Below are 26710 nucleotides of genomic sequence, written 5' to 3'. Positions count from 1 at the left end.
ACACATGAAAAATTCACTACTGCTCATGATGCTCATTTTACAGTATCCCCTTCTATCCCAAATACCCGTCACGGACGCGGCAACCAATGGTAGTTTGGGACTGGTAAATAGCCAACTCATTCAGAACAATATTCAATTGAAGGCCATGAACAAAAACCTGTTGCGCCTTATCCAATTGATGGAAAAGAACAATCGTATCACCACCAATTCCAAGGATATCCTTCAAGAAGAGTTGGAAGCAAAGAAAAAGACCCCCAGCTATGTGCTGCAATCTTCCGATGTAAGCCAGAATTTGAATTTGAAGTCGCAAATAATGGACACCTATCGGATTCTACGGCAGACCGTACAACAGTACGATTATCTAACATCTAAGGAGAAACAGGAATTTTTACGCTTTGTGACCGAGGTAATCTTGACGACAAAAAACCTATTTACCCAAGGTCAGCATACATTGACCACCCCTTCCCTTTTACCTCCTGGCGAACGATTAAATAAGATTAGGAATATTAATGCCGATTTGGAAGTGTTGCTAAAAAAACTTCAGGAATATGGGGACCGTTTAGCCCAGAGAAATGCCTTGCGAAAAAGCAAGCGGAGTATAATCCAACTCAATGAACCACAATAACGGAATTATGGCTGAACAAGGAATTAGAGCGACCGTAAACCAATTATTCGACCAATATGTACTGGATGCCTTTGAGGCTGCCAATCATATTCTAGGCATCGGTCAACAGTTTGCAAGCATAGGTATCGTCATCACGGCCATAGGTTTATTTATGATTCCGCAACGTAGGGCGGACCTTTTAAGTTATTTAAAATGGGTTCCCCTGGCCCTTTTGCTGTTAAATTATAAAATCATGGTTTGGACCATTTTTGAATTTTATGAAGGCTTGGGCCGAGCCTTTCAGAGCAACGACCTATCCTGGGACATTCTTCATTATAAGATTATGGGGGCCCAAATCAAGGCCATGGAAGACACCGATGGCAATTGGAGTCTATTGAATTTGGATGCGGAGGCATTAGAGTCTTTGGCGATGGGGGCAATGACCTTTGGGGCGACCTCCATATCCTCGGTAATTTCTGTCATAGTCTTCGTGGGTATAAAGGCCCTTTCCATTGTTTATCTGTTTGTGCTCATTGCCTTTGGTCCTCTTAATATCGGTCTGTCCTTTATTCCTGCCTTCTCTGGAATGTGGAAGGCCTGGTTACAAAAATTCATGAGCGTTTGTCTTTGGATACCCATATTGTATCTCATAGACCACTTTTTATTGCAGCTCATGGACCGATTGATAGAGGTCTTGTTATATCAGGACAAACCCAATTTGGGAATGGTCCTTACCACAGCCCTGTTATTGATCATGAACGTTTTTGTGTATCTGAAGGCACCTACCCTTTCGAATTTCATTGTGCAGGGTATGCAAGTTAGTGCCAATCATTTTAAAGACAGGACGAAACATTATACCAAAAAGGCCGTACAGGCTGCCGCGGATACCAAGTCGGGAGGACTTAGCAAGGGCATTCGAACGATGATCCAGTAAAACCGTTGACCGATGAAATCTGAAGTTGACCGAAAATGAAAAATCACATGACCGAGAAATACATGATTTTCAACGATTTAAGCAAAATAAGAAGTCAGAGCAATCGCGTTCTATACCTATCTTTAATACTCACGTTTGTCGCCACCCTCCTCAATGGCTACCTAACCTACCTGACAAACGAAAGTGCTAAGAATAATTTCTATTTGTTGGACAATGGTCAAAAATTGGCCGCAGTCCGCATTCGAAGTTACCAAAGAGCGGTTGATATACTTTGCGAGGGCCATATACGGAACTTCCATCAACTGTTTTTTGGTTTAGAAGCAGATATGAGGTATATAAAGAGAAATATAGAGGGGCAGGCTCTTTACATGGGCGATCATTCCATACAGCGGATGTACAATCGCTTGGTGGACCAAAACTATTATGAGGACGTAGCCAAAAGTGGATATTCCATTGAAGTGGAAATGGATTCCATTCAAATTGATTATGCCAAGTATCCTTTCGCCTTCCGATTTACGGGAAAGCAACGCATATTAAAAAACGGGAGAACGGAATATCGCAACCTGATTACCCAGGGTTATCTGGAGGAAACCAAATCCTCACCCAATAACCTGAACGGACTTAAAATCATCCAATTCCATGTAATGGATAATCAAGACCTATAACCATGGAGAAAATTACCACTCTTATTACGGAGTTCAATACATGGATCAACAAGCATCAAAAGTTTGCCTTATCCCTTCCTATCGGAATTCTACTTCTATTATTCTTTATCACGAACAGCTTAAGTTCCATGCGCGAAGTGTCGCCCTCTGATACGGAAAATAAAGGCTATAATAATTTTTTGCCCAATCAAGAGAACGAACTTGAGGTGAAGGATCCGCAATCACTTTTCAAAAAAACACAAATGGATTCTTTGAAGGCACTTAGGAAAGACAATGTTCTAAAAAATATTGTTGGGGCTCCGCAGGAGGTGGATTCCTTGCAGGAATTACTCCAGGAATTGGACAATTTCTCCATGGATTTGGAAGATGAAACCAATGATACCCTATTGGAGGATACTAAAAATGGCACTTCGGAAATGTCACCCTACGAAGCAAAAAAATCCGAGGTTTCAGAAAAACTGGCCTATCGTCAAATGCTGATGCGTGGCCGGGAAGAACGCTTATCCCAAAGTCAGGACTACTCGGCGCCCCGAACCTTTACGGACACCGTAGCCATCAATAAGGGACTTCACTGGAACGTAAGCATTTACAAAGACCAATTCATACTTCCTGGATCTCGGGTCACCCTCTTATTAAATGAATCCGTTCATTGGAGGGGACATACATTCCCCAAAAACACTTTCGTATATGCAAATAGCAACCTGCAAGGAAACCGGGTTGTTCTGGAAGTTTCACACATCGCTTCCGTTCCGGTAAACCTGATGGCCATAGACCCTTTAGATGGTATAGAGGGATTGCACAACGAAAGAGCCGGGGAGCTTTTACAGGAGTTTAAAACCGATTTGGAAAAACAGGGAATCGACGAAGTTTCCCGATTGGCCGGAGCCAGCATCAATAGCCCATTGGCCTCAAGACTGATAAGTTCCTTTGGGCAATTCTTCCAAAAAAGGAAATACAGGGAACAAGATAAAATTCTGTTGGTCCATGGTGACCAATTGTATTTAGTAAACAAAGACTAGCCTATGACCAAACTTATACTTCTATGCATTGTGATGGCCCATGTAACCTTTATAATCAATGGCCAAAACCCTACAAAAAAATCCTTGGACACCATAGAGGTTTCCAGAGGATATAAGACCATACTCAGTTTTCCGGAGACCATTGTAGAAAGCATTGTGGGTAATGAAATAGGTTTCGTGGCCAATGTTCCCCAAAGCGAGGCCAATCGCTTCCATACAAGAATTTTGAAGCTATTCTATGATGATTTGGTTATGGAGGAAATACCCTATACCAATTTGCATGTTATTACGGAGTCAGGATTGGTTTATGATTTCATGTTAAGGTTTACCGAAAAGCCCAAACAGTTGAGTTGGTATATCACTCCTGAAATGGCTTCGGCACATATGGATAAATATCTTAAAACATCGAATCCATCTACTAATGGGTATTCCAAAACGGTTAACGACCCAACTATACAAAACCCAATTATTCGGGTAGCATCAGAAATTCCTATAGATTCAGAACAAAGGAGCTTGGAAGGGAATTGCGCAAAACTACAGTTCGAAAAGGCCCGAATCCATCGGTATTTTTCCAGGGCCGACCAAGTGTATCTATGGCTAAAGGGCATCTTTTATCAGGATGAAACCTTGTATTTCCAGTTTCGGATTGTAAATGACGAAGGTCTGGATCTGGACGTCAACTTCATCAAGTTCCATATAGCTACGGAATATGACCGTAGCCCTAGCAACCAACGTCGGGAGGTGGAACCAATATATGTGTATAAGCTACCGCAAACTGTTTCCGGTAAAAGTGAAAATCATTTCATCGCAGTCTTTGAAAAGTTTGCTTTGGACAAGCGGAAAACCATGCTCGTCGAATTGGACGAGGCCTCTGGATCCCGCAACCTTTCCCTTTCTATCGGACATGAACTGATCAATAACCCTGTAGCCTTTAAGTGATGAAAAACTACACCCTTTATTTACTTCTTTTAACTGGCCTTTTTACCTACAGCCAAGGAAACCGATACGCCTCTTCCATTGGAATTAGTGGAGGTTATGCGGAGGATGGGATTGGCTTCATGGCGACGTATAATCACCACACCAACCGGAATCAATATGCCCAACTGAGCATTTTTGGTGCCATTGCCGAGGACCAAGGCGAATACAATATTCCCTATCGACTTTTTACCGTTCAGCCGGGTTATTTTCTAAAGGTATTGGAGCAGCGAACTTTTAAGCGGTATGGCCTTTATGTTGGTGGGGGTGGGGTCTTTGGTTATGAGGTCATCAATAATGGCAGTACCGTTTTGGATAACGGGGCCCTTATAGATGCAAAAAGCCAGTTCCTTTATGGACTATATGTGGGAATAGAAGGAGAGTACACCTTGGGCGACTCGATCTCCCTATTGCTTAAAGCCAACGAATATTATCATATCAATAGCGATGTCGGAAGCTTATACCCGTATGTCGGCATCGGGATCCGTTATTTTCTGTTTTAAATGAAAGCTTATGAAAAAATCCAACCAATCCATACTGCTGTTTATACTTCTATTACTTTCAATTTTATTCCTTGCCTATGCCTGTAGCAAGGATTTTGATGAATTGATCTTGGACGACTTCGACTTTACCTTGGAGGTGGTACATTCAGAAAAGGGTTTTGTTTTTGAGCCTAGAAAGACTTCTTTCCTATTGACACCCGAAAAGGAAATATTAGATGTTTCCTACTTTACTACTTTTCGACATCAAAAAGGGAAGGGATATTATTTAAACGCAGTAGGTGATACCTTATCTTCCTTGGACACCTTAAGTATTGACAAACTGGCTTGGGATTATGAATATATGCCATTGGAGACGGGTACTCACGATATTGGTTTTAAGGTGTGGGATTCCAATAAAAGGGTACATGAAATGGGCATTCGATATGAAATTGAATATGCCCCCTTTACGTTCATCCTAACCAAGGGCAGCAACGAAAACATTATAAATTCCAAAAATCCTATAAGTCTTTCACTCATACGCGAGCTTGGCGGCCAAAGCACAAAGAGCGAGGTTGGTTTTGAAATCGCCTATACCATTGAAAATGGTTCGGGCACCCTCTACCATGGCAATGTTGTATACGAACCAGGAAAGACCTTCACTTTTGAGAAAGGCACCCACGCCTTGGCATATGAACCTACCACTTTGGGTAATCACACGATAATCATGACTGCAACGGCCCCGGACGGTGCCACGGTATCAAAAACACTGGAATTGGAGGTACGACAATTGGATTTTAGTTTGAATGTTACAGCATCGGCCTCTCAAATAGAGTTAGATTCCAATTTGGGAATTCGCATTCATTTAGCCAATGAAGATGAGGATTCCAATGTTACCTATGAAATCACCCATTCCTTTTCGGCTGACAGTGAAGGCGCGGGTACCGTGAGGAACCAGAATGGAGGGGTACTGACCCCGGGAGGTTATGAGCCCATAGACCCTGCATCGTACAATTATACCTTCACCAGCAATACCCTGGGAAAACGCACACTTTATTTTGACGTCCGGGATTCCAACGGGCAAACAAAACGAGATAGTGTCCAATTGGAAGTGGCCAATATTCCCTTTAGCTTTCAAGGCGATGCAGAAAGTAATGCCATTTATATGGGTGAACCCACTTTGCTGAATTTCGAACTGAAATCCAACGGGAACACGGAAAATATAGACTACACTATCTCCTATATTTTAGAAGAGGGCGATGGCATGCTTACCGACAATTCGGGTACCTCCTTAAATACCGCTACCTCCTACCCTATAGATTTGGGTGCATTCGCTTTAGTATATGCTCCCAGCAGTGTGGGATCCCATACCCTTGCCTTTATGGTTACCGATAATTATGGTCAGGAAGTAGGTCCCGTCGTAATCGATTTAGAAGCCAAAGCCTATGATTTCGAAGTGGCCTTGACCCCGGCCCAGACTACTACTTTTGTAAATTCCTCGATAGACTTACTCTTGGACATCAATGAAATTCCCGAGGATATAGGTATCAATTATGAGGGATATTTCACCTCAACACGTAGTGGAAATTTAATACTCAATGGAACATCATATCTCCCTGGCCAACGTTTTAGTCTGAACCCCAATCAAAATACCTTGCAATATTCGGGAAAGGAAACGGGTCCACATGGAATTACCTTCAGTATTGCTTCTGATGCCGGGGTGACCAAAACTGTTCAGACCACCCTTACCTTTGACCAATTGGATTTTTTCTTCTCCGGAAATGCCCAAAGGGACGAGCTGTCCGTAGGGGAACTCACGGATATAAACTTTAATATATCGGAACCCTTAGGTAATTCCACATTCACCATTCGCTATACTATTTCAGGAAATGCCCTTCTCCGGGATGAAAATGGGAATACTTTAAACGCAGGAACCATTTATGACATCACAAATACCAACTTTACTTGGGTTTTGGAGGCTACTAGCCCAGGTAATATTGGTTTGAACTTTATTGTAGCCAATGATACCGGTCTGGAAAAAACAGTTGCTATTCCGATAGAGGTATCTCCCAAGGACTATAATTTTACGGTCAATGCAAATCCTTTGGAAGCCTATACAGGAGAATCGGTAGCCATCAACTTTTCCCTCAATGAGTTGGGAATAGGTGGTGACACCTATGAACTCTATTTCTCCAACGGTTCGCAAACGGGCCAATTTGAATACGACGGAAATGTTTATTCTGCAGGAGAACGTATTCCTGTTCCAACCGGCACATTTCAAGCCAGATATACAGGAATTTCCGAAGCGAACCATGCTATCCAATTTACGGTACAATCCTCTTCAGGGGTTCAAAAAACAGGATCTATAAATATCGATTTCACGGACTATGAGGAGGAATTCGATTTGACGGTGAGCGAACCTGCAGTGAACATTTATAAGGACACCCCTTTCCCATTTTCCTTTGTAGTCAGTGCCCCCCAGGGGCATCAACCAGAGGTTACGTATACATTGCGCTTTACTTTCCCGGATAGCTATGCGGGGTATATGACATACAATAACCAAATTTATCGGGAAGGGGAACCCATACCCTTGGACTATGGATCCACGCGCATGGACTTTATGCCCGTGACCGAAGAATCCTTTGATATTGACTTTACTGTAGAGAATTCCACGGGAATAAGCAGACAGGTGAGTGAATCCGTAACGGTCCTTAAAAAACCCAAGGTAGCTGCCAAGGGTGAAAAAAGGAACATCAATTGTGGTGGTTTGAACGGCTGTGATTACGAAGTATTGTTGTTCACCTGTTTTGAAACCAATTGCTCGGAGGCCTATCAAGGAGCTTCTTTACAACAAGTGGAGATACGAATTTACAACCGTCAGGACAGGCGATGGGATACTTTTCTATACAATTATGACGATGCAAGGGGTGATGGTTCCAACCGCTATTTTAAGCTAGAGGAAGAACCTAGTGAAGGAAGGCTAAAGTATTTGGATCAAGAATATGAAGTAAGAGTAATGGATACAAACGGTCAATGGAGTGAAACAGCAACTGGACTTATAATGAGAGTATAACTATTTCACATAGGTAATGGTAACGATGACCGATTTACCTCCCAAAACATCATCGGTATCTACAACAAACCTTTCTTTTGTCATTTCAACAATGCGCATTTCATTGCGGTTATCAAATCGAATAATGGAATTATCATTTATAAGTTCATAGTTGTCCTGTTCAACGTTGGTGAACTCTGAATCTTCAGAACAAGGAAGGCTATTTTCGTTTAATGAATAAGAACCCTTCTGGTTCTCTCCTCTTTCTGAAAATGAAGTGATATTATCTTTAAGGCATTGTTGCATTTCTTGTGTATTATACAAGTCGATATTTACAATTCCATCTCCATTTATATCTACGGCCCTATCAGTTGTAATAGCAGCATATTTCCATTGACCTAATAGGGCTTTGGCTCTATCCACTCCTTTAATTTCATCGTTTTTATTACAGGATAGCAAACTAAGAACAAATGCCACAATCAAAAAAAAATGAAATTTATAACTCATGTGAAAAATAAATTAAAACCCTTGCTGTTAGTTAATTAAACTCAAAAAAAATCTATTCATTGCATTGTAGTTCAATAAAAGTATGAGTAATCAGGATTCTAATTTGAACATTACATTTTTTAATAATTTAACCCATAGTACTGGCTAAATCTTGAACAAGTGTAGATACTCCAATAATAGACTATTTTGATCTTCAATCGTTCTCAATTAATTTAGTTTATTTTAAAATAGAAGACTGATTTTGATATGAGCAATGTTACGGAAAAAGTAATTCGAAGCTCCTTTTTTATCTCACTAACCTACAATATTAGTAGCAGGGTCGAGCGATAGATTTAATTAGTCTTAGTTTGAAAACAACGAGCATTTAAATAGCTTGCTTTATCAAACTCAAAACATAATCAAGTTGAGAATCATCTTTTAAATCTATCTCATAGTCGCCATAGCCATAATGTCCTTTGTTTGCGACATTCTTGGATATCCCCATCGAGTCTTTTACTTCTCCCCATTTTGCATTAATCCACAGCTTAATGTTTTTCTTCTGCAAATGTAGGTAAGCTATATTTCTATTATCCTTATTAAAAGCTACGTATAACTTCTTTGGAACAATTTCAACATCATTGGTAAGATTTACAATCGCATCTCTGTAAGTTTCATAAAGCTCCACAATAGTGTCTGATTTGTCCTGAAGGTGGTCATCTTCTGTGTAAACCTTGATTTCTCTTGTTACTGCTTCTAATTGATTATTTCTGGATGAAAGTGGTTTAATACTTTCTGCTGACTTGCTCTTTTTGACTTGATTAATACTTACTAAATCATTCTCATATCTTTTTACTTCCCAGAGCTCGATTGCAATATCTTTAAAATTGGTAGCTATCTTTTGGTTTTCTGTAAAACCCGTAGAAAAAAAAACTACTCTTGTTTGGCTCCAATCAATGTTAGAACGTTTTAGTGTGCGTTTTTGGGTTTCGTTGTACTCTACAATGAAATCAGCCTTGTTTTCCAACATTAAACTTAAATAGGTGAACCCTTGGTCAACGACACTAATGTTTTTACTTCGCTTATACTCAATTATTACGAAGGCTTTGGATTGAATATCGTAAGCCAAAGTATCTATCCGTTTACCTTTAATAGAAAATTCAGATTTTACAAGTTGCAATCCCATTATTATTTCTAGGTTATCTTCAAAGAGGGATTGAATCTCCTTTTATAGTTTATAGGGCTTTTCTTTTAGGCTTTTAAGCCGTTTCTCTTTAGTATTGTATAAATTCATTTTGGTCAGTTTAAGCCAAAGTATTTTCAAGTTTGTTTCTCCACTTTTCCCAATCGGGCATCTCTTTAGTTTGTAAATCAAAGAAAGCCATGGTATGGTCTCTATGGACCAGATGGCATAGTTCGTGAATAATCACGTATTCAATACACGCTTTAGGAGCCTTAATTAATTCAGGGTTCAGAAGGATTCTTCCATGAGTAGAACATGACCCCCATCTGTATTTCATTGGTTTAATTTCAATTCTTTTGGGAACAACATTGTACTTTTTAAATCTATCGATTAAAGGAGTGGCTAGTTTTTCGAACCAATTCTCAGCTTTGTGGTGATACCAATCCAAAAGTAATTGTTCTACTTTTGATCTATCTCTTGTGTTTACTTCAATAAAACGCCCGGTATACTTAACTTTTTCTACTGTAGTGTCAGTAATAATTTTAAGTTGAAACTGCCTTCCAAGATATAAATGAGTTTCACCCGAAACGTAACGTCTTTCCGGTGTTCTTGGCTCAAAGGATAAAAAATGGTCTTTTTGCTTTAGAATCCAAGGGGCTTTTTTTCTGATTTTCGATTGGATTTTATTCATCGAACTACCTAAAGGGGCCTTGACCAAAACATGCCTATTTGGTTGAACCGTAATTCCTAAGGTTTTTCGAGCAACAAAGGTTAATTGATACTCGATTTCTTCTGAACCAAACTGTAAAACTTGTCTCATTATTTATAGCGAATTTTAGCAACATCTACCATCCTTTCTGCAATCTTGTCAATTTCTTTAAAGCTTAATTTCAATTCATATTTGTCCCGGACTTCGTCAATGATATAATCACCAATTAAAAAAATCATTTTCTTAGGAATATCAATACTTTTTGACCAATCCACTTTTTTCAAATCTTTTATTATTTCATCACATTTTAAGGCTAGTGCTTCTGAAACCATAGCCAATTGTGCCTTATCTTTAATTTTTGATTCAAATTCCTCCAAAGAAATACCATAAAATGCCCGAGCTACCTCCTTTTCTTTTAAGGAATCAGGTAGTTCCGAATCTGTTTTGTTCAGCACAGCTTCCATAATTTCTTCCATCTTTTTGAGGTATTCGGCTTCGTTTATTCGCTTTTGTAAATAGTCATCTATGGCTTCCTTGATCAACTGTGAAAATCTTTTATAGAAAGCTGGATCTTCATCCATCTTTTCACTGATATGCTTTGAAGTACGCGATGCAATCATATCAGCTTTGGCAGCCTTTCCAACTACTTTTTCTACTTCCTGTTCAAAGGCCTCTTTATCAAAGATGTTCACCAAATCCGTTAACTTGACCACTCCTTCCGTAGGTATATGCGTGTCGATTAATTTTTGAATTTGACCTTCATATTTCTTGTAGTCAATTTTGTCCGAATATCTTGATATTACGGAATTTCTGAGCTTTACGAAAAATGCTAAATCATCTTTATATCTATTAAGTTGTTTATCCGGGGTAGATTTATGAAACTCAATAGAAGACAATGCTAATTTTAGAATTCTGGCGTAACTGGACAACCTATTGTAAAATTTTGTCCTTATTGCCTCATCCCTCAATAATTGTTGATATGCCTCCGCATCCTTTTTATTTTCTATGGAGTTGAACAACTGCCATAAATCTGAATGAACCTGGGGCAAGCGTTTTACCTCACTGGCAATGTTTGTTATAGTTCCCTGTAATTGTAATTCATCAAAATCCTCGAACGTAGAATACGTTTTAATGGCACTATCCAATTCTTGGAGCACACCATAATAATCTATTACATAACCATAATCTTTATCAGGGTAGACACGATTTACCCTGGCGATTGCCTGTAACAGGGTATGCCCCAAAAGTTTCCTTGTTAAATATAAGACCGTATTATTTGGGGCATCGAAACCTGTAAGAAGCTTGTCCACCACTATTATCAATTCCGGTTGATTATCATTCTTAAAACGGTTCACAATATTCTGTTGGTACTTATTTGCAGAGCCATGTTCATCCATCATGCGGTGCCAGAATTGTTTTACAGAATCCGGGGTTTGGCCAAAGGCGGAATCTTCCCCTTCCCGTTCATCGGGAGGTGAAATGACCAGTTCAGAAGTCACCAACCCTATACTATCCAAAAAATTCTTGTACTTAACTGCGGCCGCCTTGCTTTGACAAACTACCTGACCTTTGAAACCAGTTCCTTGAAAATTCTTTTGGTAGTGCTTGGTAATATCCCAGCAAATGGCATAAATCTTTTGTTCCGCGATATTTAGTTGGTCTGCCTTACTAAATTTCTTTTTCAAATCTGCCCTTTCATATGGGGACAAAGGCTCGGAAATCATATTGAAGTAATTATCCAAAGCGGCTGCGTTTACATCTTGGAGTGCATGTCTACCTTCATAGAGCAGAGGCACTACTGTTTGGTCCTTAACCGCTTGGTCTACGGTATAGCTATCGATAATAGTTCCAAACTTGGATAATGTATTCTTGTCCTTTTTAAACAAAGGTGTACCAGTAAATGCGATAAAACATGCATTGGGCAATGTTTTCTGCATTTCAATATTGAAAGTACCGTGCTGCGTACGATGGCCCTCATCAACCAATACGAAAATATTGGGGCTTTCCAAAGGTGTGTTGATTCGTTTTACGGCGGTTTCAAATTTATTGATGATGGTAGTTACAACTGCATCATTTTTATTTTCCAAAAGCTCTACTAACTGACTTCCTGTCTTCGCATTTTCTACATCATCGTAACCACATTTTTGAAATGTCCCAGTTATCTGCCTATCCAAATCCGTTCTATCAGTTACAAGAATAATTTTAGGATTCTTAATAGTTGGTTCCAAGGCTATAGCCTGTGCCAATAGTACCATGGTCAATGATTTTCCACTACCCTGTGTATGCCAAACAACCCCTCCTTGACGTTTGCCGTTATTGAGTTTGGTTAATTGCTCCATAGCCTTTTTAATAGCAAAATACTGTTGGTAACGTGCTACCTTTTTGATGCCGTTATCAAATAATATAAAATCAAAGGCCAGCTCCAACAGTCTCTTGGGCCTACAGAGGTTGTATAAATATGCATCCTGGGGCGTTGGTTGTATTTCTTCCCCTTCAAGTTGTTCAAAATGGGCCTTTACATATTTAAAACGTTCTACGAACATTTGCCCTTTTATTTCTTTGGGCAATGCTTGATTTTTAAGCCGAAATAGTTCTTCATTAAAGGTAGCTTCTTCTTTTTTTGAACGGAAGCTTTCCTTCCATTTGGCCCAAAATTTGGGTTCCGTACCCGTAGTAGCATAGCTACCTTCATTCACCGTTAACACCAGCAGTAATTGTGCAATCGCATACAAACTTCTAATGCCATCATCTTGCTGATTTCGCAATTGCTGTGAAATAGCCTGCTCTAAAGGTTCCTTTAAATCCGGGCGTTTACATTCAATAACAGCTAGTGGAATACCATTAACAAACAGGACGATGTCTGGGCGATAATGATCTTTGCGTCCACTACGGAGTACATTAAATTCCTCGGTAACATGGAAAACATTATTCTTTGGGTTTTTCCAATCTATGTAATGTATGTCAAAACTTTTACGGTCGCCATCCACGATTTGCTCTAGGGATTTCCCTAAAGTGAGCAATTCATATATTTTTTGGGAGGTGGTCAAATAGCCATCAACCAAGGGTACGTCCCGTAAGGCAATAATGGCGTTTTCAATATTGCCATCGCTAAAGGGCACTTCTTTTGTCGAAGACAATTTAACTGAATTTATTTTGTGCAACTGCTTTCGCAGTATATCCTCCAGTAATACATTGGACAGTTTGTTACCTCGAGCTTCATTGGCTTCTTGCTGATTTATATAGGTATACCCCATCTTAATAAGCAGTTGCAATGCTGGGATTTGCGAAATATGGTCTTCTTTGAAGGATGGTGTTTCCATTATTGCTTTGTGTAGTTATAGATAAAAAAAACAGCACCCAATATTGGTGTGAGAAATGAAGAGATACTCAACCAAAGAGCTAAAGTAAAATAATCATATTTCCTTTTTGTAATCGTTGCATTAGTTATGATTTGCTCCGCTAAATGCTTATGATAGTCTTCTATTTTCTCATTTTCATTTCTATATCTATTGATAATATCATTTGCCGTTTTACAACGAAGAACATCAAAGTATAGAAAATTGTCATTTTCCTTTTTAAAGTCGAATGAAGGTCTTAATATTTTCAAATTAGGTACAAACGATAATAACGCTCCTAGTGAACTTACAGAAAGCATTATCATTGCTGAAACTAAATAAATTTTTAAGGAGAGAACATCAGGGAAACTTTGCCAAATAAACAATTTGAGAATACCAAAAAATACTACGCCATTAAACCCAAGAAGCATAGCATTTTTTGTTTCCGCAAACTTCAACCAATCGTTAACATTCTTAAAAATAAGTTCCAGTTTTTCTTCCATACCTCATAATTTTTGTGCCGCTATATAGAATGTGTCCGCACCGTAAACAACTCCAGAATAAAATGATTTGTCAATATGACTTTGTACTTTCCAATGGCCCTCTTTTACGCATTGCATCTCAGGATAATTTTTAGACAAAAGCTTATAGACTTCTTCTGTAATAAGAATGGATTTGGTCTTGATACTTTTGTGGTTTTTTTTAAAGGACTTTATCTCTCCAAGAAGGTCAAATCCTACTCCGAGTGTAGAGTCACTAATTCTTCTTAAAAATTCCTTTTCTGACAAGGAAACTTTTCTTTTTGTTGGTTCACTTGGCAGTGGAGTCAATGCTCCCAGAAAAGGAGATAATTTTGAACTATCAGGATTCATTAGTCCAGAAAGAAAATGCCAATTGTCCATATACTCAATTACATATTCCGTGTACTCAATTTTTTTATTTGCTACATCGGTTAATTTAGACGCTATATTGGCTGTATTACCAAGCCAAACAAGGGCTTTGTACTCACGATTTTCTTCTCCTCGTTTTTTGGAGCCTGTTTTGACAACTTGCATTTTGCCATAATCAATTCCAATCCCACATTGAATCTCATTATGTCGAAAGTGTTTGTTGATGATATACTTGGAAACAGAGTTTAGTAATATTGCGGTGTTTACAGCATTTTTGATACAATCCTTGCTATCAAAAACAACCATCACCCTGTCTCCAATGATGTTACGGACTTTACCACCATGATAATTTGCTGCCTGTACCATGGATCTTACAAAAGCGCTATATAATTTCACCAGGGTTTTATTGTGATGGCTTGATGAAATTTCAGTGGATTTTCGAACGTCGATGAATAAAACACAAGTTATTAATTCTAAGGTGTCAATCTTATTATTGGAAACGCTTGGAAAAGTCAACCCTGAATCATCAATACTTGGAACCAACTCAGTATATGATAGGTTAACAGCAAAATTGGAGTCAACCATCGTTTTGACTTCCTCATCGATTAGTGCCAAAGTATCTTCTAGAGCCATTATATCTTATGTTTTGTTTTAAAAGCAGTGTAGCTTACCCCTTTCAAACTTCCTGTACTAAAAGGACCTAATACTTGCCATCCGAATTCATACAATCCAATATTGTAATAATCAATTTTAGAAACTCCTGAATAATAATTCACCCTTTTATCAACACTAACGCCTTCAAGCCTAAAAAGTTCTGTTACGGGCTTGCCTACAACAGTATATTCCTCATAATGTACTGAAGTATTATTGTAGTAAACAATTGTACCGAAATGCAATGCGACCTTTGAATAAAAAATTGTGGAATTGGTTTTCGATATAATTTCTTTGGCACATAAATCAGCTTGCTTTATACATTGATTTGCATTACCCTCATAGAAAGGAGGTCCGAAAACACAAATAATGCCGTCCCCTATGATTTTGTCAATTTCGCCATTGTATTTATATATAATGGGAATTACAATCTGATAATACTGATCTAGAATATTTGCAATACCATTTCCATCTAAATGGGAAAAACGGGTAGAGAAACTACAAATATCAATAAATAAAAAGGCTAGATCCGCGGGCATCCTATTTTGGAAATGATGTGTATAAAGATTTCCCTGTCCTAGATTTCTAAATTTCCTTGAAAGTGCACTAGAAAACGATTCATTTAAAGACCTTGAGTCTAAATCTAAATTTCGAATCACACTTTGTTTGCCATAAGCCTCGTTCAACCTTTGAATCATTCTTAAATTTGCCATAGTACTTAATCTTTTAACCTGTCGTAAAACTGATAAAAGGGCTCTAGTTCAGATTTTCTAACAGTGATGTTATTACCAAAGGATTCAAACTGTTTCTTGTATTTTCGAAACAAACCTTCATTCATTGCGGGATGTATAATTATTGAAATGGGTAAATCGTCGAAATTTTCCAGTTTGTATAATAAATTCCCTTGCTTGTCTTCGGTGTTGGTGGTGTCTATTACAACCACTCTATATTCATTTTCATGAGCAAAAGATTCATCCTTTCTGAAAGCCAAATAGAGAACAGTATTGTCCTGTTCATTTTCAATTACCCTTGGATAATCCTGATATTTTATCCTTCCAACAACGACTCTTTGTTCCTTGTTGTTAATATTCGATTCAACCGAATCCTTGATGGTTCGCTGAAACACTTTCCTATCTATTTTGACTGCAAATCCATTTTCCCTTGCATAGAATCTCCACATCCCATCTGATTCTCTGTCCGAGTTAAACCAGCAGCTTACATAGTGTGCAGACTGCGTTAGTTTCAGTTTATGTCCTATGTCACTCAGCTTCTTTTTTGATTTTGTTTTTAAATCTCTCCAATCTGCCAGCATTTTTGGATTAATTTCTTTCTCATTATCCACAAAACAAATATCATAGCCCGTTCTTACCTCCGTTATATCGTAGGTGGATATTCCTTCAAGCTTATCATCGAAACGGTACATCGCTGGCATATAAAGTGCTTTTAACTCCAAAAAGCTTGTGACCTTTGCTTCATCCATATACCTAAAAACATACTTCTTTCTAATGCCCTTGGTATGATACGTGTTCCATTTCTTGCCTAATAAGCCCATAGTACTCTAATTATTAATTAACCTCCTTTTACCTGTCAAAAGTTGCTGCATCATACCCTTTTTCTGTAGTTCAAGCTGTTTCAGTTGCTCTTGAAGCAATTGAATTTCTTTATCCGCTGCATTTAAGATTTGTGCAATAGCTGTCTGCTCCTTATGTGACGGTATTTGTAATTTCAATCCAAAAAAGTCTGAAAGGCCAATATTGAGTAGTCCATGTGCCCTACCACCTTCTTGGGCTATTCGCATCAACCCTTGTATCATTCTTCCGGCCTCAAAAAATTGATTCATAAAATTAGAATATACATTCTCTTTTAGTCTAAAACAGATGTACAGGGTTGTAACTACCGCCTTATCAAAATCATCCAATCGCTTAAAAGCTCCCATTGGATAACCATTCGAATAACTCTTGTTATAACAGTATTCACCTCTGTTCACCAAAGTGTAGTTCAAAAGGGTGCTACTTGCTACTCTCTTATTGAAGAAATCTTCTTGTTTTATAAATCCTTTTTGTGCAGATATGGTAACAACATTATCATTTAGCTCTGTATTTTTTCTGGTAACTCGTTTTGCTATGTTTGACAGACTTACCTCTTTCCACTCCCCATTAAAGCCAGGTAGCCGTTTTTCACCTGTAAGCAATTGCTGCATCAAGCCTTTTTTACGTTTTTGCTTGGTTTTGATAAGTTTGTTAAGTTTAGTGATTGCGGTGTCCCATGTTAAAAGGCATTGGGCAATGGATTTTTGTTCCTCTATTGGTGGAGTAACAATTTTAAATGGAGCTAAAAATTCAATATTGATATTTTTTTGCGCTCCGGCCGGCGCTAAGTATTCAATTCTTTTTTGATTATAATTAAATTGATAGTTTAGAAACTGATTATCAACTGACTTGCCACAAACTATCCCGATTAAGCTATCCGGACATGCCATATCATATGCTAGGATTCCGGTATGTCCAATGTTTGCGGCAATCGTCATCAGTATAGTACCTTTTTCGAATAGACAAGACACCTTTAATCCCTCCTCATTCAATGTTTGGCTGTGACTTCTTACATAATTACTGGAATTAGAAACATCACCTGTTTGAACGAATGGGTAATCTCCCCCATAAAATTTTGGGTCATTTCTAGGTCTTGGACTAAAACGACCTCTTTTAATCACTGCCAATTCTTTTAGTGAAATAACTTTCCATTCTTCCGGAATCCAACCCAACTTGGTATGTTTATAGCCAGGTCTTTCGCCCACAACTTCGTTACTATTTATGATATTCGCTTTTTGCATTAAAGGCTATGTTTAAATAGTTGGTAAATAGGGTACAGCTTTTCAAAATCGTTCATGATAGTACCCACAATGTGTTGGTTGGATATGGCCTTGTCATCGGGCTGGTATTCCCTACCAATCCTGAAATAATACTTACCTGGATTGTCCTGTAGGGTAAATTGTTTTAAGTCCTCTTTATCTTCAAAATCATGTACCGGTACTTCTTCGTTCGCAATGGTGAGCGTGAATGGTGGATCCAATTCTTGAAGCAACCTGAAATATTCAGAGGTAAAAACTTCATTCGATTTAAGCTGTTCTCTAATATAGCCCCGGTCAGGATGACTACCATCTCGTTTACCCACGCGAAGTTCTATCCAAAGATGACTCTTGAACACCAAGACTTCCAATCGCATATGAAATAAGGAGGTCATGTTATCCCCATAGGCTTTTTGGTACGCATCCAGCTCTTCTTCACTTCGCCCATAATGAAGCCAAAGGGCTGTCAATTCTTTAGATGCACGCTCATTGTGCCAATAAGAAGAGGTAATGTGCTGCGGCATGTGATGCTCGTAAACTTTCCAACCCCGTTTTTGAATTTCAGGATACAATTTTTCGTGAAGGTCGAGTAATTTTTCCTGTACCTTAAATCGTTCCTGCCTTGCCTCAGGGGTGTCCAAGATAGGCTTGCTTCCCGTAAAAGCGTTGTAATGTTCAAACTGAAAAAATTGATCCGTAAAGACGTAGTCAGACAGCTTCCTTCTTCCTTTAGAAACACCCGTTTCATTTTTAAATTTTGAGACTTTGGCAGCCAATTCCTCTTCCAGCTCCTTTCGAGCACTATAATGTACTACGTATTCATCAATAAATTCTTGGGTAAGTGGCGTACCGTGTTTTTCGAAATACAAATCAAACCATTCGGCTAATTCTATAAGTGTATCTTGGTCTTCTGTTTTGAGGGTCATTTCCAAATTAGATTCGATTCCTCCCTTGGTACAATTTCCAGATCCGACAAAACCTGTCCATTGTTCTCCAATTCTGAACAAGTAAACTTTTGGATGAAAAAATTGCCCTTTGATGTTGTATATCTTGGCATCAATCCCATTGTCCAACAATTTTTGAAGGGCCTTGGGCTGTGTTGGTAGGTCTATACCGACCAAAATATTGAAAATGCATTCCGGCTTGCGTCTTTCAAAATAGTTTAACCCGTCCAATGTCAACATAGCTGAAGCCACGAGTATCTCATCTGCCCTTCGGACGATTCGTTCAAATTCTGATTTAAGACGAAGTACTTTTTGCATATTTACCCGATAGTATTGATTTTAATTTTTAACCCTTCTTCTAATTTCGGTTAAACAGTGATTCCCAAAAGAATCGACTATTTCCTTATGCTCCTCAGCACTTATATTTTTATGGTATAACTTGACCCATTTCATACTGTCACCCTCGTAATCAAATTTTATTGTATACCCAACACGGCCAAAGTCAAGGGTACATTTCCAAACGACATTAAAAGAATTTATACCGTTTTTTATAAAATCTACAAGGCTAATATCAATTTTGAAATCATAGGTGTTTTTAGGTTCAATTTGATGGAGAAGTTTATTAAAAAGGGCATGCGCATTATTAAAAGTGGTAGTCTCCCATTTTTGACCTATGTGAATTGATATCTGATTTTTTTTAAATAATTCTTCCAACTTTTTGCCTTTTTCACATAAATTCAACAATAAGGGAAGGGCGTTGTCCTCTAAGAAATCAACTAAATTTAAATCGTCATATCCTATAATTACTTCATCTTCCTTAGTGTTCAATTCATTTTTCAACAAAGCTATTTCCTTATCAAAATCATCATCTTCACTGATATCTTTACCATCTAAGGCATCCAAAATTAATCGCTGCGTTTCCTGCAATCGTTCTCCCATAAAGGCGTAAAAAAGTTCTTTATCCGCACCATAGGATTGAACTTCAGAAATCAACCTGTAATAGACCTCTTTAGTTCTATCGGTAATTATGATTGGCGGATATCCGCAGCTGATCAGGATCAAATTGGTCAATAATCGGGCTGTGCGCCCATTGCCATCATAGAAAGGATGAATATACAGGTACTTTAAATGAAAGTCCGCTGCGATATACAAAGGATGCCTAGATTGCTTTTTTGAATTAAAGTGGGCATCCAATTCAGCATTGGTTTTATCGATCAATTCATGAATCCTCAGTGGTACTTCTTCATAGGAAAGAAAAACCTGCTTTTCGCCCTTATGATTAATGACCTCATTATTTTCCTCCTTCCAAACACCTATCAGTGCCTCTTTTTTCTCATCATCTTCACTCATGATGAGTTTGTGCATGTTCTTAATCCTACTTTCCGCAATACGTAAACTCCCTTGAGCAACGTGCAGAATTTCCTGAACCGCTTTATCATGGCCGCTCATTTCCTTAACATCGTTCAAAGGTTTTGCTCCCACGCTCACTCCAAGCATTACTTGCCTAGTCTCCGGTTTGGTCAAGGTCCCACCTTCCATTCTGTTGCTGTAGTAATTCCAGTCCAACCGGAGTTTATAATTTATCTTATTGAGCGTATCGTCACCTATTTTGCCGTGATCAATTATCTTTTTGTGAAGGTTCTCGATACTATCCAAATAAGGAGTAAATTTTTTCATCAGCATTGGTTTAATAATTTCAAATCCCTTTGTTTTGGCCAGGTCCATAATAGTTCCCTCAACAGCTAATTCCTCAATGGAAAAAAGGAATCCCGTCTTATCCCTGTCGTAAATATGGGCGGTCATAGTATGCGTTTCATCCCCTTTTTTGAGGGCGAAAAAATATCTAATATGAGTAATCGTACCATGGTTGGGATTGTCCTCAAGATATTCAGGAATTGTATCATACACAGGTCGGGGTTCCATGGAATAGGATTTATCATTGTCCTCCAGATAGTAACCCATAAAGGAAACCATAATGGATTGCTTCTCCACCACTGAAATAATATTTTGCTTGATGACCTGTTCGTTGTCAATCACCCAATTGTGAAAATTGCTCATAGTTCCAATTTTTTTAAATAACCCCTCATTTCTTCCTGAACTTTGGCCAACTCTTTTTCCAAAGTATCTATTTCCTGCTGTACAGCAGTAATATCAATTTCCGCTTCTTCCTCAAAGGTGTCGACATACCTAGGGATATTGAGGTTAAACTCATTCTCTTGCAACTCTTTATAAGTAGCCACATAGCTATATTTTTCCTCGATGATTCCAGGACTCAACTTATCCGCCTTAAAGTCCTCATAGGTAAGAACTATACGTTCTATATGTTCAGGCAATAATTCATTTTGGTTTTTACCACTTACATAATGGTCACTGGCATCAATGAACAGTGTTTCCTTTCGATTTTGTTTTCCCTTATTGAAAATGAGGATTGCCGCAGGAATGCCGGTACCAAAAAATAGATTGGCAGGCAGACCTATAACGGCATCCAATAAATTATCTTCAATTACCTTCTTCCGAATGCGCCCTTCGGCACTTCCACGAAATAGTACTCCATGAGGAACTACCACGCCTACTTTTCCGGTTCCTTCATAGGCGCTTTCAATCATGTGGGAAATAAAAGCCCAATCCCCTTTACTTTTTGGCGGCAAACCTCTTGAGAACCGACTGAACTTATCATCTTCCAATTCATCTTGGCCCCATTTATCTAAAGAAAAAGGAGGGTTGGCAACTACCGTATCAAATTTCATAAGTGCATCCCCTTCAATGTGTTTTGGGTTACGAAGAGTGTCCCCCCATCGAATGGAAGCATTATCGAAGCCGTGCAGGAACATATTCATTACAGCAAGGGCCCATGTGCTGCCATTAGCCTCTTGCCCGTACAATGAAAAATTGTTGTCCTCTGCCTCTTGAGCCGCTTTGATAAGCAATGAGGCGGAACCACAAGTTGGGTCATAAATACGAGCTCCAGATTTTGATTTGGTCAATTCGGCCAAAAGCGTTGAAACACCGGCCGGCGTGTAAAATTCACCCGCCTTTTTTCCTGCATCACTGGCAAAATTTGCAATCAGAAATTCATAGGCATCGCCAATAATATCTTTTCCTTCAAGGTGCGATGGGGTTAAGTCTAGCTTAACGAAGTCCTGAAGAAGGTTTTTAAGACGTGCATTCTTTTCCTTTTTATCGCCCAGATTGCTGCTATTGAAACTTATGTTTCTAAAAATTCCTGCTCCATCCGCACTGGTCAATTTTTCCCTATTGGATTCCTCCAAATCCGCCAAACCGATATCAATTAATTCACCAATATTGTCCTCGTTTCGACTATCGTAGAGAAAATTAAAATGACTATTGGAGGGCACCACAAAACGTTCGAGCTGCATAGCTCTATCCGCCCGCTCCTTATCTCCATTGTATTTTTTTAGGTAATCTTCATGCTTTTCAGAATAAACATCTGAAACATATTTAAGGAACAGCATAACCAAAATGTAATCTTTGTATTGACTTGGATCGATTACACCCCTAAATGTGTCACAAGCGTTCCAAACTACAGAATTGATATCTTTTGTTTTTACTTTACTTTTCATGATTATTTATTGAATTCTCTCTTTTAACTTTATTTCTAACTCTCTTAATTTCAATAGATCTAATTTATTAGCCAACCTAGTCTCCTCAGCTTTAAGCCTGCTCAATGTTACAATGTCACTTTGAACTTGCAAATCTGGAACAGGAACCTCTAAATCGGCCAAAATACCTTTGTTAATTGCAGGCAAGGCACTTCCTCTTCCGGAATTTATCAACTGTAGTTGTGTGGATTCCAAATTGATAAACCATACTAAATATTCTGGAAGGACCTTCTTGGCCACATGCCTTAAAACTAGAAAAATTGACGAAGCTACCGCAGGCGACTTTTCTTCATGATAAAGGAACGCATTAAATCCATGGTGACCCTTTGCTAAAACTAGCACATCCCCTTTTGACAAATAGTGAGATTCTAATTTTGGATAATCAAGTATCGTAGGCTTTAAATTTTTATCCAACATATCATCCTGCATAAAATCCCTAGCTTGCAAATAATAGACAGTCCCTTGCGGGTGTCTTTTCTGGTTTAATCCAGAAACTATTCTTGCCAACTTTGATAGTTTCATTTATTTTATTGTTATTAGCGTACAAAAATAAACTAATAAATTGAAATTACAAATTAATTTTGTTGTTACTGGTGTACAATTAGTGTTTCTCGGATTTATAAATGATTTTCATACTGATATCCAATATGTTTAATGAAGTTCAAAAAACAAATCTGTAATATTAGAAGAAGGTTAATGTTGATTTTAAGTTATTGAATTACAATATACTGCGAGTGCATTATTTCATTAATTGGTAAAAAAGAAAACCTTTCAAAAATAACATTAAACCATTTGAACCAATATCAATTCAATTAAGAATAGATTATATTAAAGGAATGCAGTAAAGAATGAAAATTTAAATTTTGTCTTAAAGGGACATACCCTTATTTGATTCATTTTCTTTGGAATGCATTTTTCTTGTTGAGACTGAATTAGAAGCACTCAACTCTTTAATTAGATTTTGCTCATATAAATATTGAACCACGCCGTCATGATGCGGAATAAGTGAGTTTGGTATAGGTGCACCTGATTCAAAAATCGGTGATTTCAAATCTAGTTCTCTGGCCATGCTATAACCAAGATTAAAGCCTTTCTTATACTCCTCAGATATTTTGATTTGTTTATCCATACTTAAAAGGTTTCTCTTGCATGTTTCTCGAGGTAGGCATTAATTGAATCCCGGTCGTATAGAATTATTTTCTTCTGAGGTTGGGAGTATCGAATTTTTCCTTCATTTCGAAGTTTTTGTAAAGTAGTAGTCGATTTAATGCCCAATTCTTTCATGGCCATTTCGCCATCAATCCACTTTTCAGGTTTATCCTGACGTTTGGATTCGATATGCTCAATCACCTTATCGAATAAAGCATAGAATGCATCCTCTTGTAAACAAACTACTTGCATGTCCCTAATGTAATAAATTAAAAAATATACCTCCTATTTAATTGGACGTGTCACCATTTATTCGGGATGTGGGGAAATTCATACTAGAAATTATTCCCAGATTTTTCAATATTATAGGGAAATTTAAAAATAATATATAACTACCTAAATATCAGCTTGTAAAGAAAATTGGAAAGAAAAATATATGTTTATAAATAGTTTATAAACCGAAAATAAAAAAGCCTCCACATCTGTGAAGGCTTGATTTTACTAGTGGGCCCTACTGGATTCGAACCAGTGACCCCCTGCTTGTAAGGCAGGTGCTCTGAACCAGCTGAGCTAAGAGCCCTAAAAGGAGTGCAAATATAGAATAGTTTTATTTACTCCAAAAGAAAAAAATAAAAAATTTAAATAACTTCTGCCACCACAAAAGTACTGCCTCCCACAAAAATGAAATCGGATTTTGTAGCAGCTTGTTTTGCAGCAGTATATGCTTTTGAAACGGTATCAAAAACAGTCCCATGCAAATTATAGTCTTCGGCCATTTCCTTTAGTAAATTGGCAGGGAGACCTCTGGAAATATTCGGTTGGCAAAAGTAATAGACGGCATGGACTGGGAACATGGGCAGTATCGAATTTAAATCCTTTTCTTTTACAAAACCTAGGACTATGTGCAATGTAGCATAAACCTCTTCCTTTAGCTGATCCAATACCAACTGCAATCCTTCCTTGTTATGTGCCGTATCGCAAATAATCTTTGGCACTTGTCCCAATTGTTGCCAGCGACCCATCAGGCCCGTATTTTCGATAACCTTGTGTAATCCTTTCGCAATATTTTCCTTTTGAACGTTAAAACTTGGCAACGCCGCAATGACAGCCAAAACACCTTTGATGTTCTTAGTTTGATATTTTCCTTTTAACGATGTCTGGTATGTTTCAGAAATTTCCTTTTCCGCAAATATCAATTTAGCATTCCTTTCTTTAGCTATTTCCATAAACACAGGTGCGGTTTCATCGTGATATTCACTTACGACGACAGGAACATTTGTCTTGATGATTCCTGCTTTCTCAAAAGCGATTTTAGGAAGGGTATCCCCTAGCATGTCCATATGGTCAAAGCCAATATTCGTTATCAAGGAAATTTCAGGTGTGATGATATTTGTAGAGTCCAATCTTCCTCCCAGTCCTACTTCAACCACGGCAATATCCACCTGTTGTTCCGAAAAATACCGAAATGCCATACCTACAGTCATCTCAAAAAAGGATAGGTGTCGGTTATCAAAAAAATTCCGATTTTCCGAAATAAATTTTGTTACGAAGCCTTTTTTGACCGGTTTTCCATTGATCCTGATACGTTCTCTGAAATCCTTAAGATGGGGCGATGTATAAAGACCCACCTTGTATCCTGCTTCCTGTAGAATGGACGCGAGCATATGGCTGCTCGACCCTTTACCATTGGTTCCCGCTACATGGATACTTTTAAAGGTTTTGTGTGGATTCCCTAGATATTCTGAAAATTCTAGGATACCATCCAATTTTGTGTTGAACGCAATCTTGCCCTTTTGCTGGTACATTGGAAGTTGTGCGAACATCCAATCCAAGGTCTGCTGATAGGTCACTCCCCTAGTTTAAAGTTCACTACTACAAATCCGATCTGTTGACTTGGTGCATTGGAATCAAGGTTCCATTTGTGCATAAAGGCCGTTTTTCTAGCGGGTTCCAACAGACATGGGTTATTATTGGTGGTACCTCGTACACCTGGCGTTGCGGAAATTACCTTACCGCTCCTATCAACCACAATTTTGACCACAACCCGTCCGGATTCGTTACAATCTTGGGGTACTTTTCCCTTATCCACCAAAGAGCGTCCATTAAGGCCGTAACCTCCAGTTCCACTACCGGAACCCGGACTCCCATAGTAACTAGTTGCATAAGGGTCTCCATCTGGGCTGCCTTTATCACCGGCCCTGTTGTCATCGCCCTCACTCCCGGAAGCCGTTCCGTCAGATTTATTTAGTCCGCCCATAAGTTCGTCCAACTTACGTTTTTTGGCCTCCTGTTCCTGCCTGGCTTGTTCTTCGGCTTCCCGTTTTTGTTGTGCAATTCGTTCCGCTTCGGCCTTTGCTTTTTGTTCGGCGGCCTCGGCCTTTCGTTTTTGTTCCGCTGCAGCGGCATCTGCCTTTCTCTTGGCCTCTTGGGCCTGCTTTATCCTGATAGATTCCTCATCCTCTTGGGTAAGCACTTTTTCTGATGGTGCCTCCTTGACCTGTTCTTCCTGCACTTTTTCCGGAACCTTTTCAATAGCTTCCGATACTTCTTGTTTTGTAGGTTCTACCGGAGGAGTTTCCAAAGGTTCCGAACGTACGCGCTCCTTAGGTTGTACCCTTCCGCTACCAAAATCGGTCGTGCCAAAATTCACGGATATTCCGTTTTCAATCGGTGGATCCATATAGGTCAGACCAATATAGAAGAGCACCAACAACAGAATGCTCAAAAGCAAGGTCGTTAGTGTTAGGGATTTTTTCTTGTGTCTCGTGTCTAAAAATGCCATTAGTTAGGCCGCACCGCCAAAATGACCTTGTAATTATTCCTATTGGCAATATCCATTACGTTTACCGCCTCTTTTATGGCAACGCTCTCTTCTGCCCTTAGGATAATCGTAGGCTTTTCTTGGCCTTCCAGTGCTTTTTTTAATTCAATTTCAATGTACTCTCCGTTAATTCTCTGGTTGTTCACAAAGTACTGTAAGTTCTTATCAATACTCACGGATACATTTTGTGTATTGGTGGACTTTCCTTTTGCCTTTGGCAACAATAAATCCAGTGCATTTGGTGAATTGGCCGTTAACATGAAGAAAATCAATAATAAAAATACGATGTCCGTCATGGACGACATGCTAAAGTCTGGACTAACTTTATTCCTTCCTTTTAATTTCATATTGA

At 38.6% G+C, this 26710-nt stretch carries 25 protein-coding genes and 1 tRNA gene; 7 read left to right on the top strand and 19 right to left on the bottom strand.

Going from position 1 to position 26710, the window contains the following annotated elements:
* The first annotated feature begins 4 nt into the window (after positions 1–4).
* The 7 genes from F0361_RS16330 to F0361_RS16300 are packed head-to-tail and all read left to right on the top strand — an operon-like array spanning position 5 to position 7749.
* A complete protein-coding gene (locus tag F0361_RS16330) occupies positions 5–625 on the top strand; it encodes a hypothetical protein (protein ID WP_154920390.1) in 621 nt (206 codons plus the stop codon).
* A complete protein-coding gene (locus tag F0361_RS16325; RefSeq protein WP_154920388.1) occupies positions 612–1538 on the top strand; it encodes a hypothetical protein in 927 nt (308 codons plus the stop codon). Before F0361_RS16330 ends, F0361_RS16325 begins: the two co-directional genes overlap by 14 nt.
* A gap of 47 nt (positions 1539–1585) precedes the next feature.
* Positions 1586–2203 carry a hypothetical protein gene (locus F0361_RS16320; RefSeq protein ID WP_154920386.1) on the top strand — a complete coding sequence of 206 codons (618 nt, stop codon included), beginning with the start codon at positions 1586–1588 and terminating at the stop codon, positions 2201–2203.
* A gap of 2 nt (positions 2204–2205) precedes the next feature.
* Positions 2206–3222, top strand: a complete 1017-nt coding sequence (traM, locus tag F0361_RS16315; RefSeq protein ID WP_154920384.1) for a conjugative transposon protein TraM — start codon at positions 2206–2208, stop codon at positions 3220–3222.
* Positions 3223–3225: 3 nt separating this feature from the next.
* Complete coding sequence (locus F0361_RS16310) at positions 3226–4161, top strand: DUF4138 domain-containing protein (protein ID WP_154920382.1); 936 nt, start codon at positions 3226–3228, stop codon at positions 4159–4161.
* Positions 4161–4700, top strand: a complete 540-nt coding sequence (locus F0361_RS16305; RefSeq protein ID WP_154920380.1) for a conjugal transfer protein TraO — start codon at positions 4161–4163, stop codon at positions 4698–4700. Before F0361_RS16310 ends, F0361_RS16305 begins: the two co-directional genes overlap by 1 nt.
* Before the next feature lie 10 nt (positions 4701–4710).
* Positions 4711–7749: a TraQ conjugal transfer family protein gene (locus F0361_RS16300; RefSeq protein WP_154920378.1), complete on the top strand. Its 3039-nt coding sequence runs from the start codon at positions 4711–4713 to the stop codon at positions 7747–7749.
* Here the strand turns inward: F0361_RS16300 and F0361_RS16295 are convergent, their stop codons facing one another.
* The 19 genes from F0361_RS16295 to F0361_RS16205 form a co-directional block, all read right to left on the bottom strand.
* Positions 7750–8151, bottom strand: a complete 402-nt coding sequence (locus tag F0361_RS16295) for a hypothetical protein (protein WP_154920376.1) — start codon at positions 8149–8151, stop codon at positions 7750–7752.
* Between the two features lie 448 nt (positions 8152–8599).
* Positions 8600–9397 (bottom strand): DUF5655 domain-containing protein, encoded by a 798-nt coding sequence (locus F0361_RS16290; protein WP_317131745.1) that lies wholly within the window; start codon positions 9395–9397, stop codon positions 8600–8602.
* A gap of 118 nt (positions 9398–9515) precedes the next feature.
* A complete protein-coding gene (locus tag F0361_RS16285; RefSeq protein WP_154920374.1) occupies positions 9516–10214 on the bottom strand; it encodes a M48 family metallopeptidase in 699 nt (232 codons plus the stop codon).
* Positions 10214–13423 carry a type I restriction endonuclease subunit R gene (locus F0361_RS16280; protein WP_154920372.1) on the bottom strand — a complete coding sequence of 1070 codons (3210 nt, stop codon included), beginning with the start codon at positions 13421–13423 and terminating at the stop codon, positions 10214–10216. Before F0361_RS16280 ends, F0361_RS16285 begins: the two co-directional genes overlap by 1 nt.
* The gene (locus F0361_RS16275; protein ID WP_154920370.1) at positions 13423–13941 is read right to left on the bottom strand and encodes a Pycsar system effector family protein; all 519 of its coding nucleotides are present in this window, start codon (positions 13939–13941) and stop codon (positions 13423–13425) included. The genes F0361_RS16280 and F0361_RS16275 overlap by 1 nt, the downstream gene beginning before the upstream one ends.
* Positions 13942–13944: 3 nt before the next feature.
* Positions 13945–14961, bottom strand: coding sequence for an adenylate/guanylate cyclase domain-containing protein (locus tag F0361_RS16270; RefSeq protein ID WP_154920368.1), 1017 nt, complete (start codon positions 14959–14961; stop codon positions 13945–13947).
* Entirely contained in the window at positions 14961–15692 is a 732-nt protein-coding gene (locus F0361_RS16265; protein ID WP_154920366.1) for an adenylate/guanylate cyclase domain-containing protein, read from the bottom strand. The genes F0361_RS16270 and F0361_RS16265 overlap by 1 nt, the downstream gene beginning before the upstream one ends.
* A 5-nt stretch (positions 15693–15697) precedes the next feature.
* The gene (locus F0361_RS16260) at positions 15698–16531 is read right to left on the bottom strand and encodes a DUF2971 domain-containing protein (RefSeq protein WP_154920364.1); all 834 of its coding nucleotides are present in this window, start codon (positions 16529–16531) and stop codon (positions 15698–15700) included.
* 6 nt (positions 16532–16537) lie between these two features.
* Complete coding sequence (locus F0361_RS16255) at positions 16538–17809, bottom strand: restriction endonuclease subunit S (RefSeq protein ID WP_154920362.1); 1272 nt, start codon at positions 17807–17809, stop codon at positions 16538–16540.
* Positions 17809–19086, bottom strand: coding sequence for a phospholipase D family protein (locus F0361_RS16250; protein WP_154920360.1), 1278 nt, complete (start codon positions 19084–19086; stop codon positions 17809–17811). Before F0361_RS16250 ends, F0361_RS16255 begins: the two co-directional genes overlap by 1 nt.
* A gap of 21 nt (positions 19087–19107) precedes the next feature.
* A complete protein-coding gene (locus F0361_RS16245) occupies positions 19108–20826 on the bottom strand; it encodes a Fic family protein (RefSeq protein WP_154920358.1) in 1719 nt (572 codons plus the stop codon).
* Positions 20823–22349, bottom strand: coding sequence for a type I restriction-modification system subunit M (locus F0361_RS16240; RefSeq protein WP_154920356.1), 1527 nt, complete (start codon positions 22347–22349; stop codon positions 20823–20825). Before F0361_RS16240 ends, F0361_RS16245 begins: the two co-directional genes overlap by 4 nt.
* 6 nt (positions 22350–22355) lie before the next feature.
* Positions 22356–22910, bottom strand: a complete 555-nt coding sequence (locus tag F0361_RS16235) for a restriction endonuclease subunit S (RefSeq protein WP_154920354.1) — start codon at positions 22908–22910, stop codon at positions 22356–22358.
* 346 nt (positions 22911–23256) lie between these two features.
* Complete coding sequence (locus F0361_RS16230; protein WP_154920352.1) at positions 23257–23517, bottom strand: hypothetical protein; 261 nt, start codon at positions 23515–23517, stop codon at positions 23257–23259.
* Positions 23518–23519: 2 nt separating this feature from the next.
* Positions 23520–23789: a helix-turn-helix domain-containing protein gene (locus F0361_RS16225; RefSeq protein WP_154920350.1), complete on the bottom strand. Its 270-nt coding sequence runs from the start codon at positions 23787–23789 to the stop codon at positions 23520–23522.
* 253 nt (positions 23790–24042) lie between these two features.
* Positions 24043–24117 (bottom strand) — tRNA-Val (locus F0361_RS16220).
* A gap of 58 nt (positions 24118–24175) precedes the next feature.
* A complete protein-coding gene (locus tag F0361_RS16215) occupies positions 24176–25387 on the bottom strand; it encodes a bifunctional folylpolyglutamate synthase/dihydrofolate synthase (protein ID WP_154920348.1) in 1212 nt (403 codons plus the stop codon).
* Positions 25384–26319 (bottom strand): cell envelope integrity protein TolA, encoded by a 936-nt coding sequence (locus tag F0361_RS16210; protein WP_154920346.1) that lies wholly within the window; start codon positions 26317–26319, stop codon positions 25384–25386. The genes F0361_RS16215 and F0361_RS16210 overlap by 4 nt, the downstream gene beginning before the upstream one ends.
* The gene (locus F0361_RS16205) at positions 26319–26705 is read right to left on the bottom strand and encodes an ExbD/TolR family protein (RefSeq protein WP_094997637.1); all 387 of its coding nucleotides are present in this window, start codon (positions 26703–26705) and stop codon (positions 26319–26321) included. Before F0361_RS16205 ends, F0361_RS16210 begins: the two co-directional genes overlap by 1 nt.
* Positions 26706–26710: the final 5 nt, after the last annotated feature.

Origin of the sequence: Maribacter flavus (assembly GCF_008386635.1) — a bacterium.
GTDB classification, from domain to species: domain Bacteria; phylum Bacteroidota; class Bacteroidia; order Flavobacteriales; family Flavobacteriaceae; genus Maribacter; species Maribacter flavus.
This window is presented reverse-complemented; position numbering and strand designations above follow the sequence as displayed.